This window comes from Alteromonas nitratireducens (assembly GCF_040812025.1).
Classification (GTDB): domain Bacteria; phylum Pseudomonadota; class Gammaproteobacteria; order Enterobacterales; family Alteromonadaceae; genus Alteromonas; species Alteromonas nitratireducens.
This window is the reverse complement of record NZ_JBFNPK010000022.1, coordinates 25992-43677: the sequence shown is the minus strand read 5'-3', so window position 1 is coordinate 43677 and position 17686 is coordinate 25992. Positions and strand designations below refer to the sequence as shown.

General features: G+C 52.1%; 12 protein-coding genes. 6 read left to right on the top strand and 6 right to left on the bottom strand.

From position 1 onward, the window contains the following. Positions 1-215: 215 nt before the first annotated feature. The 6 genes from AB1N33_RS15220 (at position 216) to AB1N33_RS15195 (ending at position 10209) form a co-directional block, all read left to right on the top strand. A complete protein-coding gene (locus AB1N33_RS15220) occupies positions 216-2234 on the top strand; it encodes a putative bifunctional diguanylate cyclase/phosphodiesterase (RefSeq protein WP_411272422.1) in 2019 nt (672 codons plus the stop codon). 11 nt (positions 2235-2245) lie between these two features. Then, positions 2246-2827 carry a thymidine kinase gene (locus tag AB1N33_RS15215; RefSeq protein ID WP_411272421.1) on the top strand — a complete coding sequence of 194 codons (582 nt, stop codon included), beginning with the start codon at positions 2246-2248 and terminating at the stop codon, positions 2825-2827. Next, positions 2827-3576, top strand: a complete 750-nt coding sequence (locus AB1N33_RS15210) for an SDR family oxidoreductase (RefSeq protein ID WP_411272420.1) — start codon at positions 2827-2829, stop codon at positions 3574-3576. Before AB1N33_RS15215 ends, AB1N33_RS15210 begins: the two co-directional genes overlap by 1 nt. Before the next feature lie 548 nt (positions 3577-4124). After that, entirely contained in the window at positions 4125-7046 is a 2922-nt protein-coding gene (locus AB1N33_RS15205; protein ID WP_411272419.1) for a TonB-dependent receptor, read from the top strand. A gap of 174 nt (positions 7047-7220) precedes the next feature. Beyond that, positions 7221-8711, top strand: a complete 1491-nt coding sequence (locus AB1N33_RS15200) for a tryptophan halogenase family protein (RefSeq protein WP_411272418.1) — start codon at positions 7221-7223, stop codon at positions 8709-8711. Between the two features lies 1 nt (position 8712). After that, the gene (locus AB1N33_RS15195; protein ID WP_411272417.1) at positions 8713-10209 is read left to right on the top strand and encodes a tryptophan halogenase family protein; all 1497 of its coding nucleotides are present in this window, start codon (positions 8713-8715) and stop codon (positions 10207-10209) included. Positions 10210-10221: 12 nt separating this feature from the next. On the opposite strand, the gene AB1N33_RS15190 is transcribed toward AB1N33_RS15195, so the two are convergent. The 6 genes from AB1N33_RS15190 to AB1N33_RS15165 form a co-directional block, all read right to left on the bottom strand. Continuing rightward, the gene (locus AB1N33_RS15190; protein WP_411272416.1) at positions 10222-11250 is read right to left on the bottom strand and encodes a LacI family DNA-binding transcriptional regulator; all 1029 of its coding nucleotides are present in this window, start codon (positions 11248-11250) and stop codon (positions 10222-10224) included. Positions 11251-11502: 252 nt separating this feature from the next. Continuing rightward, positions 11503-12132, bottom strand: coding sequence for a uracil phosphoribosyltransferase (gene upp, locus AB1N33_RS15185; RefSeq protein ID WP_411272415.1), 630 nt, complete (start codon positions 12130-12132; stop codon positions 11503-11505). A gap of 96 nt (positions 12133-12228) precedes the next feature. Next, positions 12229-12462 (bottom strand): DNA-binding protein, encoded by a 234-nt coding sequence (locus AB1N33_RS15180; protein ID WP_411272414.1) that lies wholly within the window; start codon positions 12460-12462, stop codon positions 12229-12231. 294 nt (positions 12463-12756) lie between these two features. After that, on the bottom strand, positions 12757-14823 hold the full coding sequence (locus AB1N33_RS15175; protein WP_411272413.1) for a glycoside hydrolase family 97 protein: 2067 nt from the start codon (positions 14821-14823) through the stop codon (positions 12757-12759). Positions 14824-14945: 122 nt separating this feature from the next. Next, positions 14946-15845, bottom strand: a complete 900-nt coding sequence (locus tag AB1N33_RS15170) for a DUF2785 domain-containing protein (RefSeq protein WP_411272412.1) — start codon at positions 15843-15845, stop codon at positions 14946-14948. A gap of 127 nt (positions 15846-15972) precedes the next feature. Beyond that, positions 15973-17682, bottom strand: a complete 1710-nt coding sequence (locus tag AB1N33_RS15165; protein WP_411272411.1) for an ArnT family glycosyltransferase — start codon at positions 17680-17682, stop codon at positions 15973-15975. Between the last annotated feature and the right edge of the window lie 4 nt (positions 17683-17686).

Genomic DNA, 17686 nt, shown 5'->3' with positions numbered 1-17686 from the left:
CCTCCCCGGAAGATAGAGTTTGAGCGAGTTTGGCGAGCTTTAACTTAAACGCTCTATTGTATTTGGACATAAAAAGACCCCCAGTAATTGGAATGTCCAACTATTGGGGGTCACTTCATCACAGCCGCTTTTTTTATGCCTGAAAATCCTGTTCAGATTGTGGTCTGCGTCGGTTTCGGTTATTTTTTGATAACGTGACGTTGTAGATTGATGATGTGAAGAGAATCTCGGTATTTAGTCCATCGGCCTCAGCAACCGTTCAGCGAGAACTGGTTGACGTTTTGTATGGCAATTCCTTTGCCGGACTGCTGATCACCATCATTGCCTTTAGTGGCCTGGTGTTCGGTTTTCACTCTGAAGGCTCACAGTCGATAAAGTTTGCATTCTGGGCAATGATGATTCTGGTCATGCTTGTCAGACTGGGGGACACGCTCCACTGGCTGAATGCGTTACGTGGAACAGACTATTCTCCCATCGCCGCCAGAAACCGCTTTATGCTTGGTTCGGTCGCTGCCGGTATTATCTGGTCAACCTACGCCGTACTGCTTTACGATATAATGACCGAAATTGAACTGGCATCAACCATGGTGGTGCTGTCAGCCATGTCAGGCGGTGCAGCGTCGGTGCTGGCGCCCAGCCGGTTTGTGTCATTCACCTATTGTACCTTACTGATATTACCCGTTTCCTTGCGGGCCCTGCTCGACAATGAACCCCATTTTTCTACCCTTGGCGCACTGGGTGTCATCTTCTGGGTTGGCATGCTGACAACCGCCAACCGCACCAACCGCTTCTTTGTTAATACCGCCCAAATCAAAGCACAAAACGAGACGCTCAAGCAGCGGATGCTGGAAGAGCAAAATGAAATAGAGCGCATGAACAAGGCGCTGAGTGTGTCCAATGAGCGTCTTGATGACGCCAATGCGCGACTGGAGCGGGAGGTAGCCAAGCGCACCAACGATATCCACCGCCTGTCGAACCGCGACCCGCTTACTGAATTGCTTAACCGTAATGGTTTTGTTCGCTATCTGGAAACCCTGATAGAAAAAGCCAAAGACCTGCGCAACCAGGTCGCCGTGCTGTTTATCGATCTCGACGGTTTTAAGCAGGTCAACGACAGTCTCGGACATCAGATCGGTGACGCGGTCCTGCGGGAAGTCTCCAGCCGTTTACAGCGCTACTGCGAGCCTGACCATCTTGCACGCTGGGGTGGTGATGAATTTGTCATTGCCCTGCCCTATGCCAATGTTGATACCGCCAAAGCGGTTGCCCAGGCGGCAAGAAGTGGGATCACCATCCCCATTACTGTAGGCGATAACCAGGTCACACTGGACGCTACTATCGGTATTGCGCTGTTCCCCGAACACGGCATGAATGCAACGTCACTGATCCAGGAAGCGGATCTGACTATGTATGAACAGAAAAAGCGGCAGCGTGGCTCAATTGGCGTGTTCAGCGAAGAGATTTTTCTCGCCCTGCGTGAAGAGCAACTATTGTGCGAGAACCTGAGGCAGGCCATTTCCCAGGGGGAAATGTTTCTGGTTTATCAGCCCATTCTTAACGCCCGAACCAAAAGACTCTATGCCGTTGAAGCGCTGCTGCGCTGGCAAAAAGACGATCAGCTCATTCCGCCTGACGTATTTATTCCGCTTGCTGAGCGCACCGGGCAAATGCAGGACATTGGCACCTGGGTGCTGCATCGTGCGTGTATTGATGTAGCACAGTGGCCGCTGCCGGATGATATTTCCGTGTCGGTCAATGTGTCGGTCATTCAGTTACTGGATGATAACTTTGTCAGGGTACTCGATAAGGTCCTCGTTGGTTCTGGCCTTGCTGCCCACCGCCTGCACCTTGAAATTACCGAAAGCGTATTTACCCACAACAAGGACAAAGTCATTGCCCAAATCAATGCCATCAAAGCACGGGGGATCAGCGTATCCATTGATGATTTCGGTACCGGTTATTCGTCTCTCAGCCAGTTGCAGTCGCTGCGCTGCGATTACATAAAAATTGATCGCTCGTTTGTGCAGAATCCCGAAGAGGGGAGTGATACTATAATCCGTGCAACATTGCTGATCGCACGGGAATTCAGTTGTAATACGATTGCAGAAGGGATCGAAACCGACGAACAGGCTGCGCGCCTTACCCTGATGGGGGTCGACCATCTACAGGGTTACCTCTACTCCCGACCGCTTACCAGCGAAGCGCTGATCAGCTGGTACAACGATAATAACTAGACCAAGAACCCATGGCACAACTTTACTTTTACTACTCGGCAATGAATGCCGGTAAATCGACGTCACTGCTCCAGTCAGCCTATAACTACCGGGAGCGCGGAATGCGCGCCATTATTTATACCGCAGCACTTGATGATCGCTACGGTACCGGCAAAGTCACCTCACGTATCGGCCTGCAGTCTGATGCCAGCCTCTACCGCGCCGACGATGACTTATTCGCAGTTATCAAAAAAGAAAATGACGCCGCCGAGCTGGATTGTGTTTTCATTGATGAAGCGCAGTTTCTGACCCGGGCACAGGTGCGTCAGCTGGTTGATGTAGTTGATGAACTGGATATCCCGGTGCTCGCGTACGGTCTGCGCACGGACTTTCTCGGCGAAACGTTTCCCGGTAGCCATTATTTACTGGCTTGGGCTGATAAACTATTTGAATTAAAAACCGTGTGTCACTGCGGCCGCAAAGCGAATTTTGTGGTTCGTCTGGACGCAGAAGGTAACCCCGTCAAAGGGGGGGATCAGGTACAGATCGGCGGAAACGACAGCTACGAGTCCATGTGCAGAAAACACTTTAAGCAACTGGTATGGGATGAGTGATGTTTCGTAAAACCATTTTGATCACAGGCGCCAGCTCAGGACTGGGTGAAGGTATGGCGAGGGAGTTCGCTAAAAAAGGGCATAATCTGGCCTTGTGCGCCCGCAGAACAGACTTGCTGGAAACACTAAAACAGGAATGCGAAGCATTAAACCCGGCTATCCGGGTATCGGTAAAGGCACTGGATGTGAATGATCATGATGCCGTGTTTGCTGTCTTTGATGCCTTTGCTGCCGAGTTTGGTGCAATAGACCGCATTATTGTTAATGCTGGCATGGGCAAAGGCGCGTCAGTGGGAACCGGCTATTTCGAGGCCAACAAACAAACCGCCATTACCAATTTCGTGTCGGCGCTGGCGCAATGTGAGGCGGCCATGCAAATTTTCCGTCGTCAGAACAGTGGCCATCTGGTGACAATTTCTTCGATCAGTGCAGTACGCGGCTTCCGCCGGGCACTGACTGTATATGCCGCAACCAAAGCCGCGCTGACCTCTTTGTCAGAGGGGATCCGCATCGACGTGATGGACACCCCTATTACCGTGACCACCGTGCATCCTGGCTTCATCCGAACTGACATTAACAAAAAGGTGAAAACCGTGCCGTTTATTGTCGATCAGGACACCGGCTGCAAGGCCATTGTAAAGGCAATCGACAAAGAAAAGGCCAATGCCTGGGTTCCGGTATGGCCCTGGGCTTTCATGCACTGGCTGCTGCGCATTGCGCCTCTGAGTATGCTGAAGAAAATGAGTTAGTCCCGTGATTCCGGTGGCGCTGCCACCGCAAAACGATTTTACCTATCAAAATAATCAAATTTAATAGCTTTATAAAATTAAACAATTCACCAATACTGTCGTTGTCATAACAAAGTGGAGAGACAACGATGCAACTTATCAAAAAATTAGTTACGCCGAAAAAAGCGCTGACCCTTCATTGCAATTACCAGAACAATTACTACGGTGACCAGGTATGTGTCCCGGCTAACCGCACTGTCGGACGTTAAACACATTTTCCGTTCCTTCAGGAGGGTCCGGTCGGCCCCTCCCCTACTACACTTTTTTTACATTCCCCGATCGTGTCACGACGGGCTTTTGAGTGCGCTTACATTTTAACAACAACCTGAAACAATTAAGCCTGAAGCCGCAAAACAACTAAAACCACGCCGCAAAGGCACACAAAACGACACTTAATCAATTAAGATTTTTTACAAAATTCGCTTGCTAAAGCCCTGTCGTTTCTCTATTGTTAACACCATGTAACGAAGCTTGTTACTGTTTTTAGCGACTCAGGGGCACACATAGTGATGAAAAAACAAGTATTTAAACCGGCCTTGCTGTCTTTGGCCGTTGCGTCGGCCATGTACTCTGGCCACGCACTTTCGCAAGAAAACAACGCACAGACAGGATCTAATGCTGACGAAAGTAATGTAGAAGTCATTCAGGTTTCCGGTATCCGGGGCTCACTCATCCGGGCCCAGGCGGTGAAAATGGATAACTCGTCTATCGTTGAAGCGTTATCTGCAGAAGACATTGGTAAACTGCCTGACTCGTCTATCGCCGAGTCACTGGCGAGGCTGCCTGGCCTGGCTGGTGAACGTGTCGGCGGTCGTACGTCCGGTATTTCTGTTCGTGGTTTTAAAGAAGATTTTACCGGCACGTCTTTGAACGGTCGTGAGCTGATTGGTATCGGCGACAACCGCGGGGTTGAATACGACCTGTACCCAGCCGAAATCATGACAGGTGCAACCATCTACAAGACCACTGACGCCACCCAGATGGTGCAGGGTATTGGTGGTACGGTTGACCTTCAGACCGTGCGTCCGCTTGCCGCCGCTGAGACACTCACTGTAACCGGCGTCTTTGAAAAAGGCGGTAACGATTCAGATAACCCTGAGTTTGATGCACAGGGTAAGCGTTATGCGCTGTCTTTCGTTGAAAAGTTCAATGATGACACCATGGGTATTGCACTGGCCATCGCGTCTACCGAATCACCGCGTAACGAACGTAAATACGGCGTATGGGGTTATGGCGACAACGGTGACGGGCAGATCCTGCCGTTTGGTCTGGACACCCAGGCGATTAGCCGTGAACTGGAGCGTGATACCATCTCCGGTATTTTCCAGTGGCGTCCGACTGACCGCCTCGACATTGTGGTGGATGTACTGGATATTGACTACGCAGACTCAGGGGTTATCCGTGGTTTCATCGAACCCTTTGCAGCCGACAATATGTCGGGTTCTGGCGTAAACAACTCGGGCACCCAGGTTGGTGTAAACCCGGTTCTGCGTACTGACCCTGCACAAAAAGAAGGTGATCTGCAAACCTTCGGTCTGAACCTGAAGTACAACATTAACGACGACTGGACAATGATGGTCGACATCGCTGACAGTCAGTCAAGCAAACGCGATCTGCGCGGCGAATCTTATGCAGGTCTGGGTCGCTCTGGCGCACTGACAGCAGATCAGCTGGGTACGCGTGAGTTCACCATGAGCCCTGACGGCGTATTCTTCACTGGCAGCACAGGCCTGGGCGCCTTCTCTGATCCTTCACTGCTGCAACTGACCGGCCCTCAGGAATGGGGTGGCGGTATGGCCAGCCTGGCAGACCAGTTTGCTACCGGTGTACTTAAAGCTAATGGCGAACCATACAGCTATCTGAACGCGCAGGACGGCTTCCTCAACTATGCAGACTTCGAAGAAGAACTGACCACAGCGCGCGTCGAATTCTCAGGCTACGTTGACTGGAATATCGTTAATGAGATCACGGTGGGTGTAAACTACTCAGACCGTTACAAAATGAAAGAGAATAAGGGGTTCTTCGCTACGGCGTCTTCATATCCTTACTCTGATTCTATTCCTTCAAGCTACCTGTATAACGGCCTGGCCGATCTGACCTGGGCTGGACTGGGCATGGTTGTCGCCTATGACGGTTTTGCACCATATAACGATGGCGAGTACACCCTCAATGATGCTGGCCTGCTTGAGCCGGATCGCTTGGGTGATACCTTCACCGTTGATGAAGAAGTGCTGACCCTGTATGCCAAAGCCAACTTCGAAACTGAAGTCGGTGGTTTCCGTGTGACAGGTAATGTGGGCGCGCAGTATGTCGACACCGACCAAAGCTCAACAGGCTATCTGGGTATTGTCAGCTCAAACCTGAAAGTCTGTGATGACAACAATGATGGCCAGGTAGATGCAGACTGTCTGATTGAAGACGGTGACAGCTACTCACACTTCCTGCCAAGTCTGAACGTGAACGTTGAGCTGGCCGAGAACCGTTACCTGCGCTTTGCTGCCAGTAAAACGATCAGCCGTGCCCGTATCGACCAGATGAAGGCATCGGGTTTTGTTAAGTTCGACCAGAACATTGAGCTTATCGCAACACCAAACACCGAAGCAGCAGTACGTCAGTACGGTTCACCCTGGTCTAAGAACACGGGTAACCCAACACTGCGTCCGCTTGAGGCCAACAACTTTGATATCTCGTTCGAGAACTACTTTGAAGATGAAGGCTATGTGTCGGTTGCGCTGTTCTACAAAGACCTCGTTAACTGGACCCGCGACGGTAATCAGCTGATTGACTTCACTAACGACGTGACTAACGGTGGCGCTAACTACTTCATTCCGGGATTCCACGACCGGGTACTGGATGAAGCTGGTAACTATGGTCCTCTGGATACGCCATATGCCGCAGGCGATTTGCTGACACCACCGGATCAGGGCTTCTACTCGTTCTTCGAAGATGGTCTGGAAGGCGATCTGAAAGGGGTGGAATTCACAGCTCAAATCCCACTGCGGATGCTGGCCGATGCGCTTGACGGCTTCGGTATCGCAGCTTCTGCAACGCTGATTGATGCTGAACTGGAAGACGGTACCGGGATCCCGGGTCAGTCTGACGAGACCTACTCGCTGACGGCGTACTACGAGATGAACGGATTTGAGTTCCGTATTGCGGCAACCGATCGCTCTGAGTTCCTCACGTATCAGCGTGGTGGCTCTAACAAGATTGAGGCAGCAACCCGTGACGCCATCACTCAGGTGGATGCACAGATCAGCTACGACTTTGCAGAGAGCGGCATTGAGTCACTCAAAGGTCTGCGTATTGCCCTGCAGGGCACAAACCTGACCGATGAAGCGGAAGAAACCATCGACAGCAACGGTATCGTTACCCTGCGTCGTGAGTTTGGCCCGTATTACATGCTGAACGTTAACTACAACTTCTACTAAGTCGTAACGTAACATGCACCGGCAGCGCCGCTGCCGGTTTGCAGCGAAAACAGGGCCCGCGTCACTGACGTCAGGCCCTTTTTTTTACCCTGTGACTTGCTATACCATCAGATTTTACTCAGCGCATGATCTCACCTCATGCACTGAACAACAGACAGAAAGGAACACAACGCCATGACGCGACCGGTTCGTCATCTCGTTATCGCCGGCGGAGGCACTGCAGGCTGGATGGCCGCATCCCTGTTACGAAAAGTGCTGCCTAAGGCCATTGATATCACACTCGTCGAATCTGAGGACATTGGTATCGTCGGAGTCGGCGAAGCCACCATTCCCCCTATTCAGACATTCAACCGGGTGCTGGGCCTGGATGAAAAGGCATTTCTGCGAGAAACCAAGGGGTCACTCAAACTGGCTATTCGTTTTGAGAACTGGCGGGTGCCCGGCGAATCGTATTATCACACATTTGGGGCGCCGGGAGCGAACCTGGGTTACAGCAGTTTCCAGCATTACTGGTTGCGTGCTAACGCAATCGGTGCTGCCCGCTCACTGTGGGACTATGATCTGAACTATCTGTGTTGTGAAGCCGGGAAATTCAATAAAATTCAAACCCAGAATCCGCTTTACGAAATGCAGTACGCCTATCATTTTGACGCCGGACTCTATGGACAGTTCTTACGGCGACTTGCCGAACAGGATGGCGTGAAACGTGTTGAAGGCATTATCGGGCATATCGCGACCGATCCCGATTCAGGCTACATTACCGGCCTTCAGCTGAAAAACGGCCAGCAGATTGACGGCGACTTTTTTATCGACTGTACCGGTATGCGCGGGTTGCTGATACAACAGACACTCGGCGTCGCTTACGAAGACTGGAAGCACTGGCTGCCCGCGGATACGGCACTGGCAGTACCGTCAGAGCGCCATGACAAAACCGCGCCGTTCACGCGTAGTATCGCACACCGTGTTGGCTGGCAGTGGCGTATTCCGCTGACCCACAGAAATGGCAACGGCATTGTTTACGCCAGCGACTATCTGACCGACGACGAGGCCCACGATACGCTGATGGGCAATCTTGATACCCAGGCGCTCGACACCCCGCGTAAAATACGTTTCAGAACCGGGCGCACAAGTAAACAGTGGCACAAAAATGTGGTCGCGATTGGGTTATCAAGCGGGTTCCTTGAACCGCTCGAATCTACCAGTATTCATCTGATCCAGTCCGGCATTGTACGTCTGATGAAAATGTTCCCCAACCAGGGCATATCCGACGCCATGGTGGACGCGTACAACGCCGAATCTAAAGACGAATTTGAAACCATTCGTGACTTTATTATTTTGCACTACCACGTGAATGAGCGCACAGACTCCGACTTCTGGCAGGATATGCGCGCCCTTACTATTCCTGATCGTCTCGCTCACAAAATAGAGGCGTTCCGCGAGACCGCCGCCATATTCAATGAGCCCAACGATATTTTCCGCGATGCATCCTGGCTTCAGGTAATGCTGGGTCAGGGGATCATGCCACGCGATTTTCACCCTGCGGCCCTGCAGCCGGACGACAAGACATTACGGGAGACCATGGACAAGCTATACCAGGCAAAACAGGAACCACTGGCGGCGATGCTGGCTCACGACGATTTTCTTACCCGCTATACCGGTGGCTGATATGACAGCGTTTCATCAGATTACTATTGTCGGAGGCGGCACCGCTGGATGGATGGCAGCCAACCTGCTGGCGCATTATTTTAGTCAGAAGCCGGTAAAAATCACTCTGGTGGAATCGCCGGATGTTGGCATTGTCGGCGTTGGTGAAGGCTCTACCCCAACCCTTAAACGCTTTTTTACCACCCTGGGTATTGATGAACACGACTGGATGCCGGCCTGTCACGCCACGTATAAGGTGAATATCCGCTTTGACGGCTGGAGCCCTGAATCCGGCATTGCCAGCTATAGTCACCCGTTTATCTCTCAGCTCGATACGCACAGCGAGCGTGCTTTTCATGTTAATTGTCTGACCCGCCGGCTTGGGCTCGATGTAATTACTCAGCCCGAGCGCTTTTTATTTAACGGCTATCTGGCTCAGCAGCACCTGGCACCGAAGACCCCGGCACACTTTCCGTTTCGCATGGAGTATGGCTACCATTTCGACTCCGGCTTACTGGGTGAATACCTTAAAACCCGCGCCACTGCCTATGGTGTGCGTCATATTCAGGGCAATATTACCCATGCCAGCACCCATCCTGATGGCAGTATCGCGTCGGTCGAACTGGATGACGGCAGCTCAGTGCGCGGCGATTTGTTTATCGATTGCAGCGGCTTTCGCTCCTTACTGTTGCAAAGCACGCTCAACGAACCCTTCGTCAGTTTTTCGGATAACCTGTTTAATGACAGTGCGGTGGTGATTCCGACAGCGGTAAAAAGCCCGCTGCCGGTTGAAACCCGTGCCACTGCGCTTCCTCATGGCTGGGCCTGGCAAATCCCGCTGACGCATCGCACAGGTAATGGCTACGTCTACAGCTCTGCGTACATTAGCGCTGATCAGGCTGAACAGGAACTGCGACAGCACCTCGGTGTCAGCGATGACATCACAGCCCGTCATCTGACCATGCGCGTAGGTCAGACCCGCCGTCAGTGGGTGAATAACTGTCTGGGGCTGGGCTTATCCCAGAGCTTCATCGAACCACTTGAGGCCACGGCACTGCACCTGGTTCAGCTGGGTATTGAGATTTTTGCCGCACACTACGAAAAAGGCGGACTGACCGCGCGTTATCAGTCAGACTTTAATACCATCATGCATGAGCGTGTTGAGCGGGTGCGCGATTACATCGTGTGCCATTATAAGCTCAATACGCGCAGCGACACGGCGTACTGGCACGACAACCGCAACAACAATCACCTGTCTGAGTCATTGTTGCAGTTACTGGATGTGTGGTATCGCAAAGGGGATATTGTTCAGGAAATTCAGCGCCAGAATTTACAGCAGCACTTCGGGGTGTCGTCATGGCACTGCCTGCTTGCCGGTTATGGTGCCTTTCCGCCGGTCTCAGGCAATCAGCCTGCCGACCTCAGGCAGCATGATCTGTTTTATGACAAGGACATCGGCGGCTTATTCACTGGCTGTGCAATGAACTTCCCTGCTCACGATGTGGCGCTGACGCGTTAGCAGACAAGACCGTCAACCAACCGTTTCACCCAGGCGAATTTCGAACGGCAGCAGCTGATGTTCTTTATTGCCGGTCAGCAACATTTCACAGGCCAGCCTGCCTTTTTGCTCGCTGGACTGGCACACAGTAGCAAGATAAGGTCGCGTGCGTGCGGCCTCATCAATGCCATCAAAACCGGTAATTTTCAGCTCTTCCGGCACCCTGATGCCCATTCCCATCGCACACTGCAACAGCTCCAGCGCAATAATGTCGCTCATGCACAACACAGTATTCGGGCGAGGATTACTGGATAACACCTCGCGCGCCGCCTGTCGGGCAAACTGACTGTCACTCTCCGGGATATGCCAGATCCAGTCATTTTCAATCGTCAGCCCTGCTTCATGAATGGCACGCAGATAACCGTCAAGCCGACGATGAGAAATCGAGCTGTCGGTGTCCAGCAACGGGCTGTTATAAATACGACAGGTAGTCGGTGAGTCAATCAGACGCAGGCCTAAGATGGCGACGTGATCGCCCTGGGCCACCGCCTGTTTTGCAAGCTCATAACAGGCTTCTTCATTATTGATGTTCACCGAAGGACGGGTGTCGAGGTCAAAGTCGACCGACACGACCGGTTTTGTCACCCGCGCGAGCTCGTCCGCCAGCTTCTGATTTCTGGGCAAGCCATAGCAGATAAACCCGTCAACAAAATCCACTACGTCCTGAATGGATTCAGAATCACCGGCATACAGCAAAAGGTGCTTTTTGTGTTCCTGCAACACTGAGGACACACCGCGGATAAAGGTACTGGCTACCGGGTCACTGACGGTATAACTGATACTGTCAGCCAGCACCAGCGCCACGATATTCGACTGCCCTTTTCGCAGGATCTGGGCGGCTTTATTCGGACCGTGATAGCCAATGCGCTGGCAGGCCTCAAGGATCTCCTCCCGCTTCGCAGCGGAGAGCTGATCAGGACGGTTAAATGCGTTGGAAATGGTGGCGGTGGATACCCCCAGTTTTTGTGCAACGTCTTTGAGAGTCAGCTTTACTTTCTTCATGTAAACTCATGCCTTGCCAGCCACACCGCAGAGCAACACCAGTTTTTCCTTAAAACTCGTCAAGCAGGCAAAACGCACGCTCTTATGCACTGATAATGGCAAAAAAAATTAAATCGAGGACCTGCATTCTTTATGCGATCGTGACTTAATCGATTAACTGATTTTAATTTATCATTTCTTTAACAAATGTCCTACTGGTTTGTTAAAAAATTAATCAGTCAGAAGAAGACGTTACGTACTCGGGTTGCCTGATTACCGGGTGCCGAAAATTTTATCGCCGGCATCCCCAAGACCAGGCAGGATATAACCCTGCTCATTCAGTCTCTCATCAATGGCGGCCGTAAAGATATCCACGTCCGGATGTGCGTCCTGTACCGCCTTTATTCCCTCAGGCGCTGCCACCAGAAATAGCCCCATGATATGGGTACAGCCTTTTTGTTTCAGCAGGTCGATGGTGGCTATCAGCGTGCCGCCCGTCGCCAGCATGGGGTCAACAATCAATGCAATTCGCTGGTCAACGTCCTTCACCACTTTGTCAAAATAGGCGACGGGCTGCAGCGTCTCCTCATTGCGGTAAAAGCCCACGACGCTGATTTTTGCATTGGGCACCAGGTTCAGTACGCCATCGAGCATGCCCAACCCCGCCCGCAGAATGGGTACCACGGTAATTTTTTTACCCTTGATACGTTTTACCTCAATCGGCTCTGACGCCCAGCCTTCAATGGTGACCGACTCGGTTGGCAAAGCCCGCGTCGCCTCGTAGGTCAGCAGGTTGCCTACCTCACCAGCGAGTTCCCTGAAGTCCTTGCTACTGACGTTCGCATCACGCATCAGTCCAAGTTTATGCTGAATCAAAGGGTGGGTAATTTCATGTACAGCCATCGGTATGTCCTCTCGCGCTCCGGTGCCTTAAGTCTGCACGTCAGCGCTGAAAAAACAAGTCCTGACAGCCACATAACACACTGTTACAGGTAGCGTTTAATTGACTGCGCTACCAACCGACAGTGAAACACCACCCGGCAGTGTCACTTCCACTTTCAGTTCCCCGCCCACCGCGGCCAGGTAAGCTGCAGCACGATGCAGAGGGACGTCCTGAATACGTTTGGATTCCAGTTTGCTGACACCGGATGCGGTGACACAGAGTGCCATTGCCACCACTTCCTGTTTCACTTTATGTTGCTTGCGGATATCGCCTAAGGTTAATTCTTTCATGGTCTTTCCCGTTTTGCGGGCATAAAAAAGCCCAGATTGTTACTTTCTGGGCTATTGCGAAACATGTTACCTGCGATGCCCAGAAGCGATTAGCTGCCCCTGAACACCAACGTCAGGTGCAATCAGTAGGTAAAATTATAAAAGTACTGGCTGTGCATGTTTTGCATTATCATGAGTGATTCACCTTAAGGGTGTGTTTAAAAAATTCGTTACCGTCGCTATCCTTGACCATATCACGAAATCTGGCAATAGCAACCACTTTCCAAACAGGAAAGTGGTTGCCGGCCCAGGTCATCAGAGCGCTCTGAAGCGAATTGCAACACCACCGGCTGACGCCAGGCGAATATTCAGGGCATCGCCCTTGCTAACTTTACGTGATTCAATTGCCATGGCATACGGGTTGGTCTGCCAGTCTGTGTCTTTGGTATCACGATAAATCTGCGCCTCGTATGTCACACCTTCGTCAAGGAACGTCAGCGGGATCGCCAGGTTACGTGCATCCTCGTTGGTGATTGCACCCAGATACCAGTCGTTACCGCTGTACTCACGGTGCTTTTTCTCTTTTCTGGCTACCACGACAAAATCCCCTACCTCGCCCTGTAGCGCGACGGTTTTCTCCCAGTCGGTGGGCACGTCCAGAATAAACTGGAAGGCAGGCAGATTGGCTTCGTAATTTTCCGGCAGGTCTGCCGCCATCTGGATTGGGCTGTAAAGCACAACATACTCTGCCAGTTGTTTTGTCAGTGTCGATACCGGCCGCGTATTGGCATCAACCCCTGCTTCCATGCCACCATTGTCTTCACGCTTGTAGTCGAGATTGAAGATCCCCGGTGTAAAGTCCATCGGACCTGCAAGCATACGGGTATACGCCAGCATCGGCACATGTTCGGCCGGGTTCGGCGCCGACCAGCCGGAATTATATTCCTGCCCACGCGCACTCTCACGCGCGATCCAGTTTGGATAGGTACGGCGCAGGCCGGTATCTTTTACTGATTCATGCGTGTTGATTGAAAGCTGATATTTTGCTGCAGTGGTGACGTTGCGAATAAAGTGATTCACCACATCCTGGCTGTCGGTGTATTCATAGCGCATGACACCATTCTCATCCTTGCGTGTCAGGTTCTGACCGAAGTTGACGTAGCCGGTCTTAATTTGCGCCACACCGTGTTGCTGGTACAACTTAAAGCCCGCCTCCATTTGTTCTTCATAGTTAGTGATGCCACCTGAAGTTTCGTGATGCCCGATCAGCTTCACACCCACCTTCTTACCATGATCTGTCACTGCTTTGAGGTCAAAATCGGGATAGCTCTCTGTGAATGAAAACAGCTCGGAGTTTGCCATCCAGTCGCCGTCCCAGCCTTTATTCCAGCCTTCCACCAGCACGCCATCGAATCCGTATTTCGCGGCAAAATCCATGTAGGCCTTGGTGCGCTCCGTTGTCGCGCCATGGTGCTCACCACTGCCCCAGCTAAACTTGCTGATATGCATTCCCCACCAGATGCCGACATATTTACCGGGGTTGACCCAGGTCACATCACCCAGTTTATTGGGTTCGTTGAGGTTCAGCGTGATGTAGCTGTTAATCAAATCAACCGCGCGATCACCAATCGTCACTGTCCGCCATGGTGTCGTAAAGTTGCCGGTTTTCTTCACCTTTGAACCATCTGCCCGGGGTGACAGCGTAGCCTCCATCAGCCCCCGCTCGAGATGCTGTATGCTCATTCCGGCATAATCTACCAGCGCGGCTTCGTGAAAGGCGAGGTGCGTGCCGTTCTGATATTTCACGGTCATTGGCGTGTGCGCTACGTCCACATCGGTCAGTGGCGTTTCACGATACAGATACTCATAACGCTGCTGCGACTGTCCCGGGATCCAGTAAGCGGTGGCCTCATGTGAGTCGGCCAGGTAGAACTGTGTCAGTTCGCGGGTAATCGCAATCTCGCCGTCATTGGGCACTTCGTAGCGAAAACCAATGCCATCATCAAATACCCTCGCCCTCACCACAAACTGTTGCGATGCGTCGTTGAGAGAAGTGAAACGCACCGCCAGCTCATTGTAGTGGTTTCGGATCAGGCGCTGTTCACCCCATGGCTGCTCCCAGGTCTCATCTTTCGACGTTTCTGAGACTTTTTCTGCCTTGAAATCACGGTACAGCGGGTTAGCCTGCTCAAAGGTAAAACCCAGCTTGCTTGGGCGGATCAGCGTATCGCCTTTATAGTCAACGGTGTACTGTGCCAGCGCATTCTTATCGGTAAAGGTAAACCGGATGTCGCCGTCTGGTGACGATACCGAAAAATCAGCCGCCAGCACACTACCGGTAAGCAGACCAGACACGCCAATAAGCTTCGCGAGAACGTGCATATCACTTCCCCTCATTTGTGAATGATTTGTGAATAGTAGCAGTACCGCGACAAATTGAAAGGGCTTTTCTTAATCAATTAAGAAAGATCGTCATTTTAAGCACTGGTCAGAGCAGAGAAGTCCTACGATAGTGCGGCAAGTAAGGAGCTCAGCGTAATGTTAATCGACTTAAGGCGGGCATTCTCACTGTCAGCGATAAGGTGATGAAGCTCAAGTAAAAACGCCCTGATGTTATGCCTTGCGGCCAGCCCGCGCTGACTGAAAAATACCGCATCCCAGCTCTCAAAAGGCGCTGGACTGGCGGTATTGCTTAACCAGGTTTCCCAGTGACTTACCGGCAGCGTATCACGCAGCATCATATATGCAATGGCTCTGGCGTAGCGCTGGGGCTCCCCATACCGGTAAAAATGCACCTCCGATGGGTTAATGACGACTGACAGCGCTGAGGATATCGTAGTAAGCATGCTGGCGTCTGTGCGCTCGTTTAACGCCAGTTGCAAGAACACATCGGCACTGTGTGCGCCGGCATGACGCCAGCCCGACGCCTCGTCATACCCGCGAAAATCAGTGAGCGAACTGAGGTACCTGGCCGTGGCATCACCGGCCCGGGCGAGTGTCGGTTTATCAAGATAAGGCGTTATTCTGTCAACCCGCACCACTTCTGACAGCGTGAGTACCGCAAATGGCAGATAAACGCCTGCATCGTCGTTAACGTTGTTCTCAATGTGTGCCAGTAATTCCTTAGTAATCGCAGTCAGTGTGTCAGGCTGCAGCGCGCCAGCCCGCATCCATGTGCTTAGCAGGTGAAACGCGGTGTTATCGCGAATAACCGGGTCTGCCATTGCGAGACAAGGCAGCAGATCCCGCGCTGTCTGTTGTTGCTCATCGGCGCTGAACGTCTGCTGATTAAGTGTCGATAATGCGCTGGCCGGGAAGTGTGCCTGACATTGCGCTTGCAACGACATACCAGGGCTGGATGCAGAAAAAAACAGTAACGGAACGACAAGGAGTCTGGCATGCATAATCAGTTCATAATAATCAGTAAGGCTCAGTCTGTAGTGTGGCTGACCCGCCCGGGATAGCAAGACCGGTCAGCCTGTTCTTTCACCTTGTCGCCCGCTTACCATGATTATCCGGCTGTTCAGCGCACTACTGTCGTTTTATCGTGGTGTAAGTGTGTACGTCGGACGCAGGCCTTTCACACTGTTCGGTGCGCGTCTCACGACCCAGCAACACCCAGTGTGTGCGATGCGCATAACCTGCGTCTATCGCCTTATCAGGCATAAAGCAATCGCCCGATATATGCGACTTGTCCAGCAGAATGTAACGATGTGGCTTTTCCCCGAGCCACTGATAGGCGGCTTTCAACTGGTCTTCCGTGGGGGTGTGATAACCGAAATGGGTCACCGGATAAGGCGAAAACAAAATAAACTGCTCGGAAAAATCCACCAGCCCAAGTTGCGCGTCATCCGGAACAAAGGCCGCCATCGTGTCAAACACTGGCTTAGGAGTTTTTACATCTTCAAGCAAGCTGTAACCCCAGGTACTGTAAAGTACCCACAGACCGGCGAGAAAAGCGGGCCAGCTCAACCAGCGCTGTCGGCGCGCATTAGCAATGACAACGACAATCCCCCATACGCCAACCGTCATGAAAAACGCCCAGGGCGAGATTTCATATTTTGCCTGCAGTTTCACTGCCGCTTTGACACCAAGCTCACCGGCAATACCCAGCCCCAGCAACGCAACGGCCAGTAGCGTTGTCAGGCCCCATATAAGCCATGAAGGTAACGGTTTTGAGAACACCTGTCTGAGATAAGGCCCTGCAGCCACACACAGTATTGGCAGTGCCGGAAAGATATAAACGCCGCGCTTGCCCGGACTCATTGAGAAAAAGAGAATCACCAGCAGCACCCAACTCAAGGTCAGAATAATGCGTGCGTCCTGTTGCCTGAATGCCCGTACCCATTGAGGGATAAGCCAGGGCAGTAATAATGTCAGTGGTAACCAGAAAGCAGGAATGACGGACACCACAAAATACCAGAACGGCTTAATGTGATGCCACGAATCCGCATAGCGTGTGACGGTCTGGCGAAACAGGATATTGTCGCGATATGCAGCCAGCGCGGTATCGTCGCTACCTGCCACAATCAACAGCATCGGAATAAGCCAGCAGCCAATTGCAGCCAGCATAACCACCGGGCCGGAGGCCCATTTTAGCCAGTGTTCCCGCTGGATGGGTGCCAGATGATGAGCCCCTGACCAACGCGCAATGACATAGGGAATAAGCATCAACAAGGGTAAAAAGCCGACGCCCTTGGTAATGACACCCAGTCCCATTGCGACCCAGGCAAGCAGGTACCAACGCCACTGCCCGTCATATAATAAAAAGCGCAGCAGGCTGTAACAACCAAGGGTAATAAACGCACACACCAGCGCGTCAATTTGTGCCGACTTCGCCTGCAACAGGAACTGGAAACAAAACAGTAACAGGAAACCGCTCAACAGGCCTGTCTGACGGTCCCACAACATGCTGCCAGCGCGATAGGTTAGGTAAACGGTCGCCAGACCTGCCAGTGCAGACGGGATAAGAAACGCGACGGTTATCGAGCCCGTCAACGCGTAAAACAGCGCAATACTCCACATGAACACGGGTGGCTTATCGGGATAAAGCTCGCCTCCACGGGACGGAAAAAACCACTGACCAGAGTCGATCATATCCTTGGCGATCAGCGCAAACCGGGGTTCATCGGCAGGCCAGGGATCGCGCAGGCCAAGTCCGGCCAGAATCAGCACCGCTGAAATCACCATTAATGCAATGAATTGCTGCCTTTCTGTCAACGCATTCAGAAACACAATCATGTTC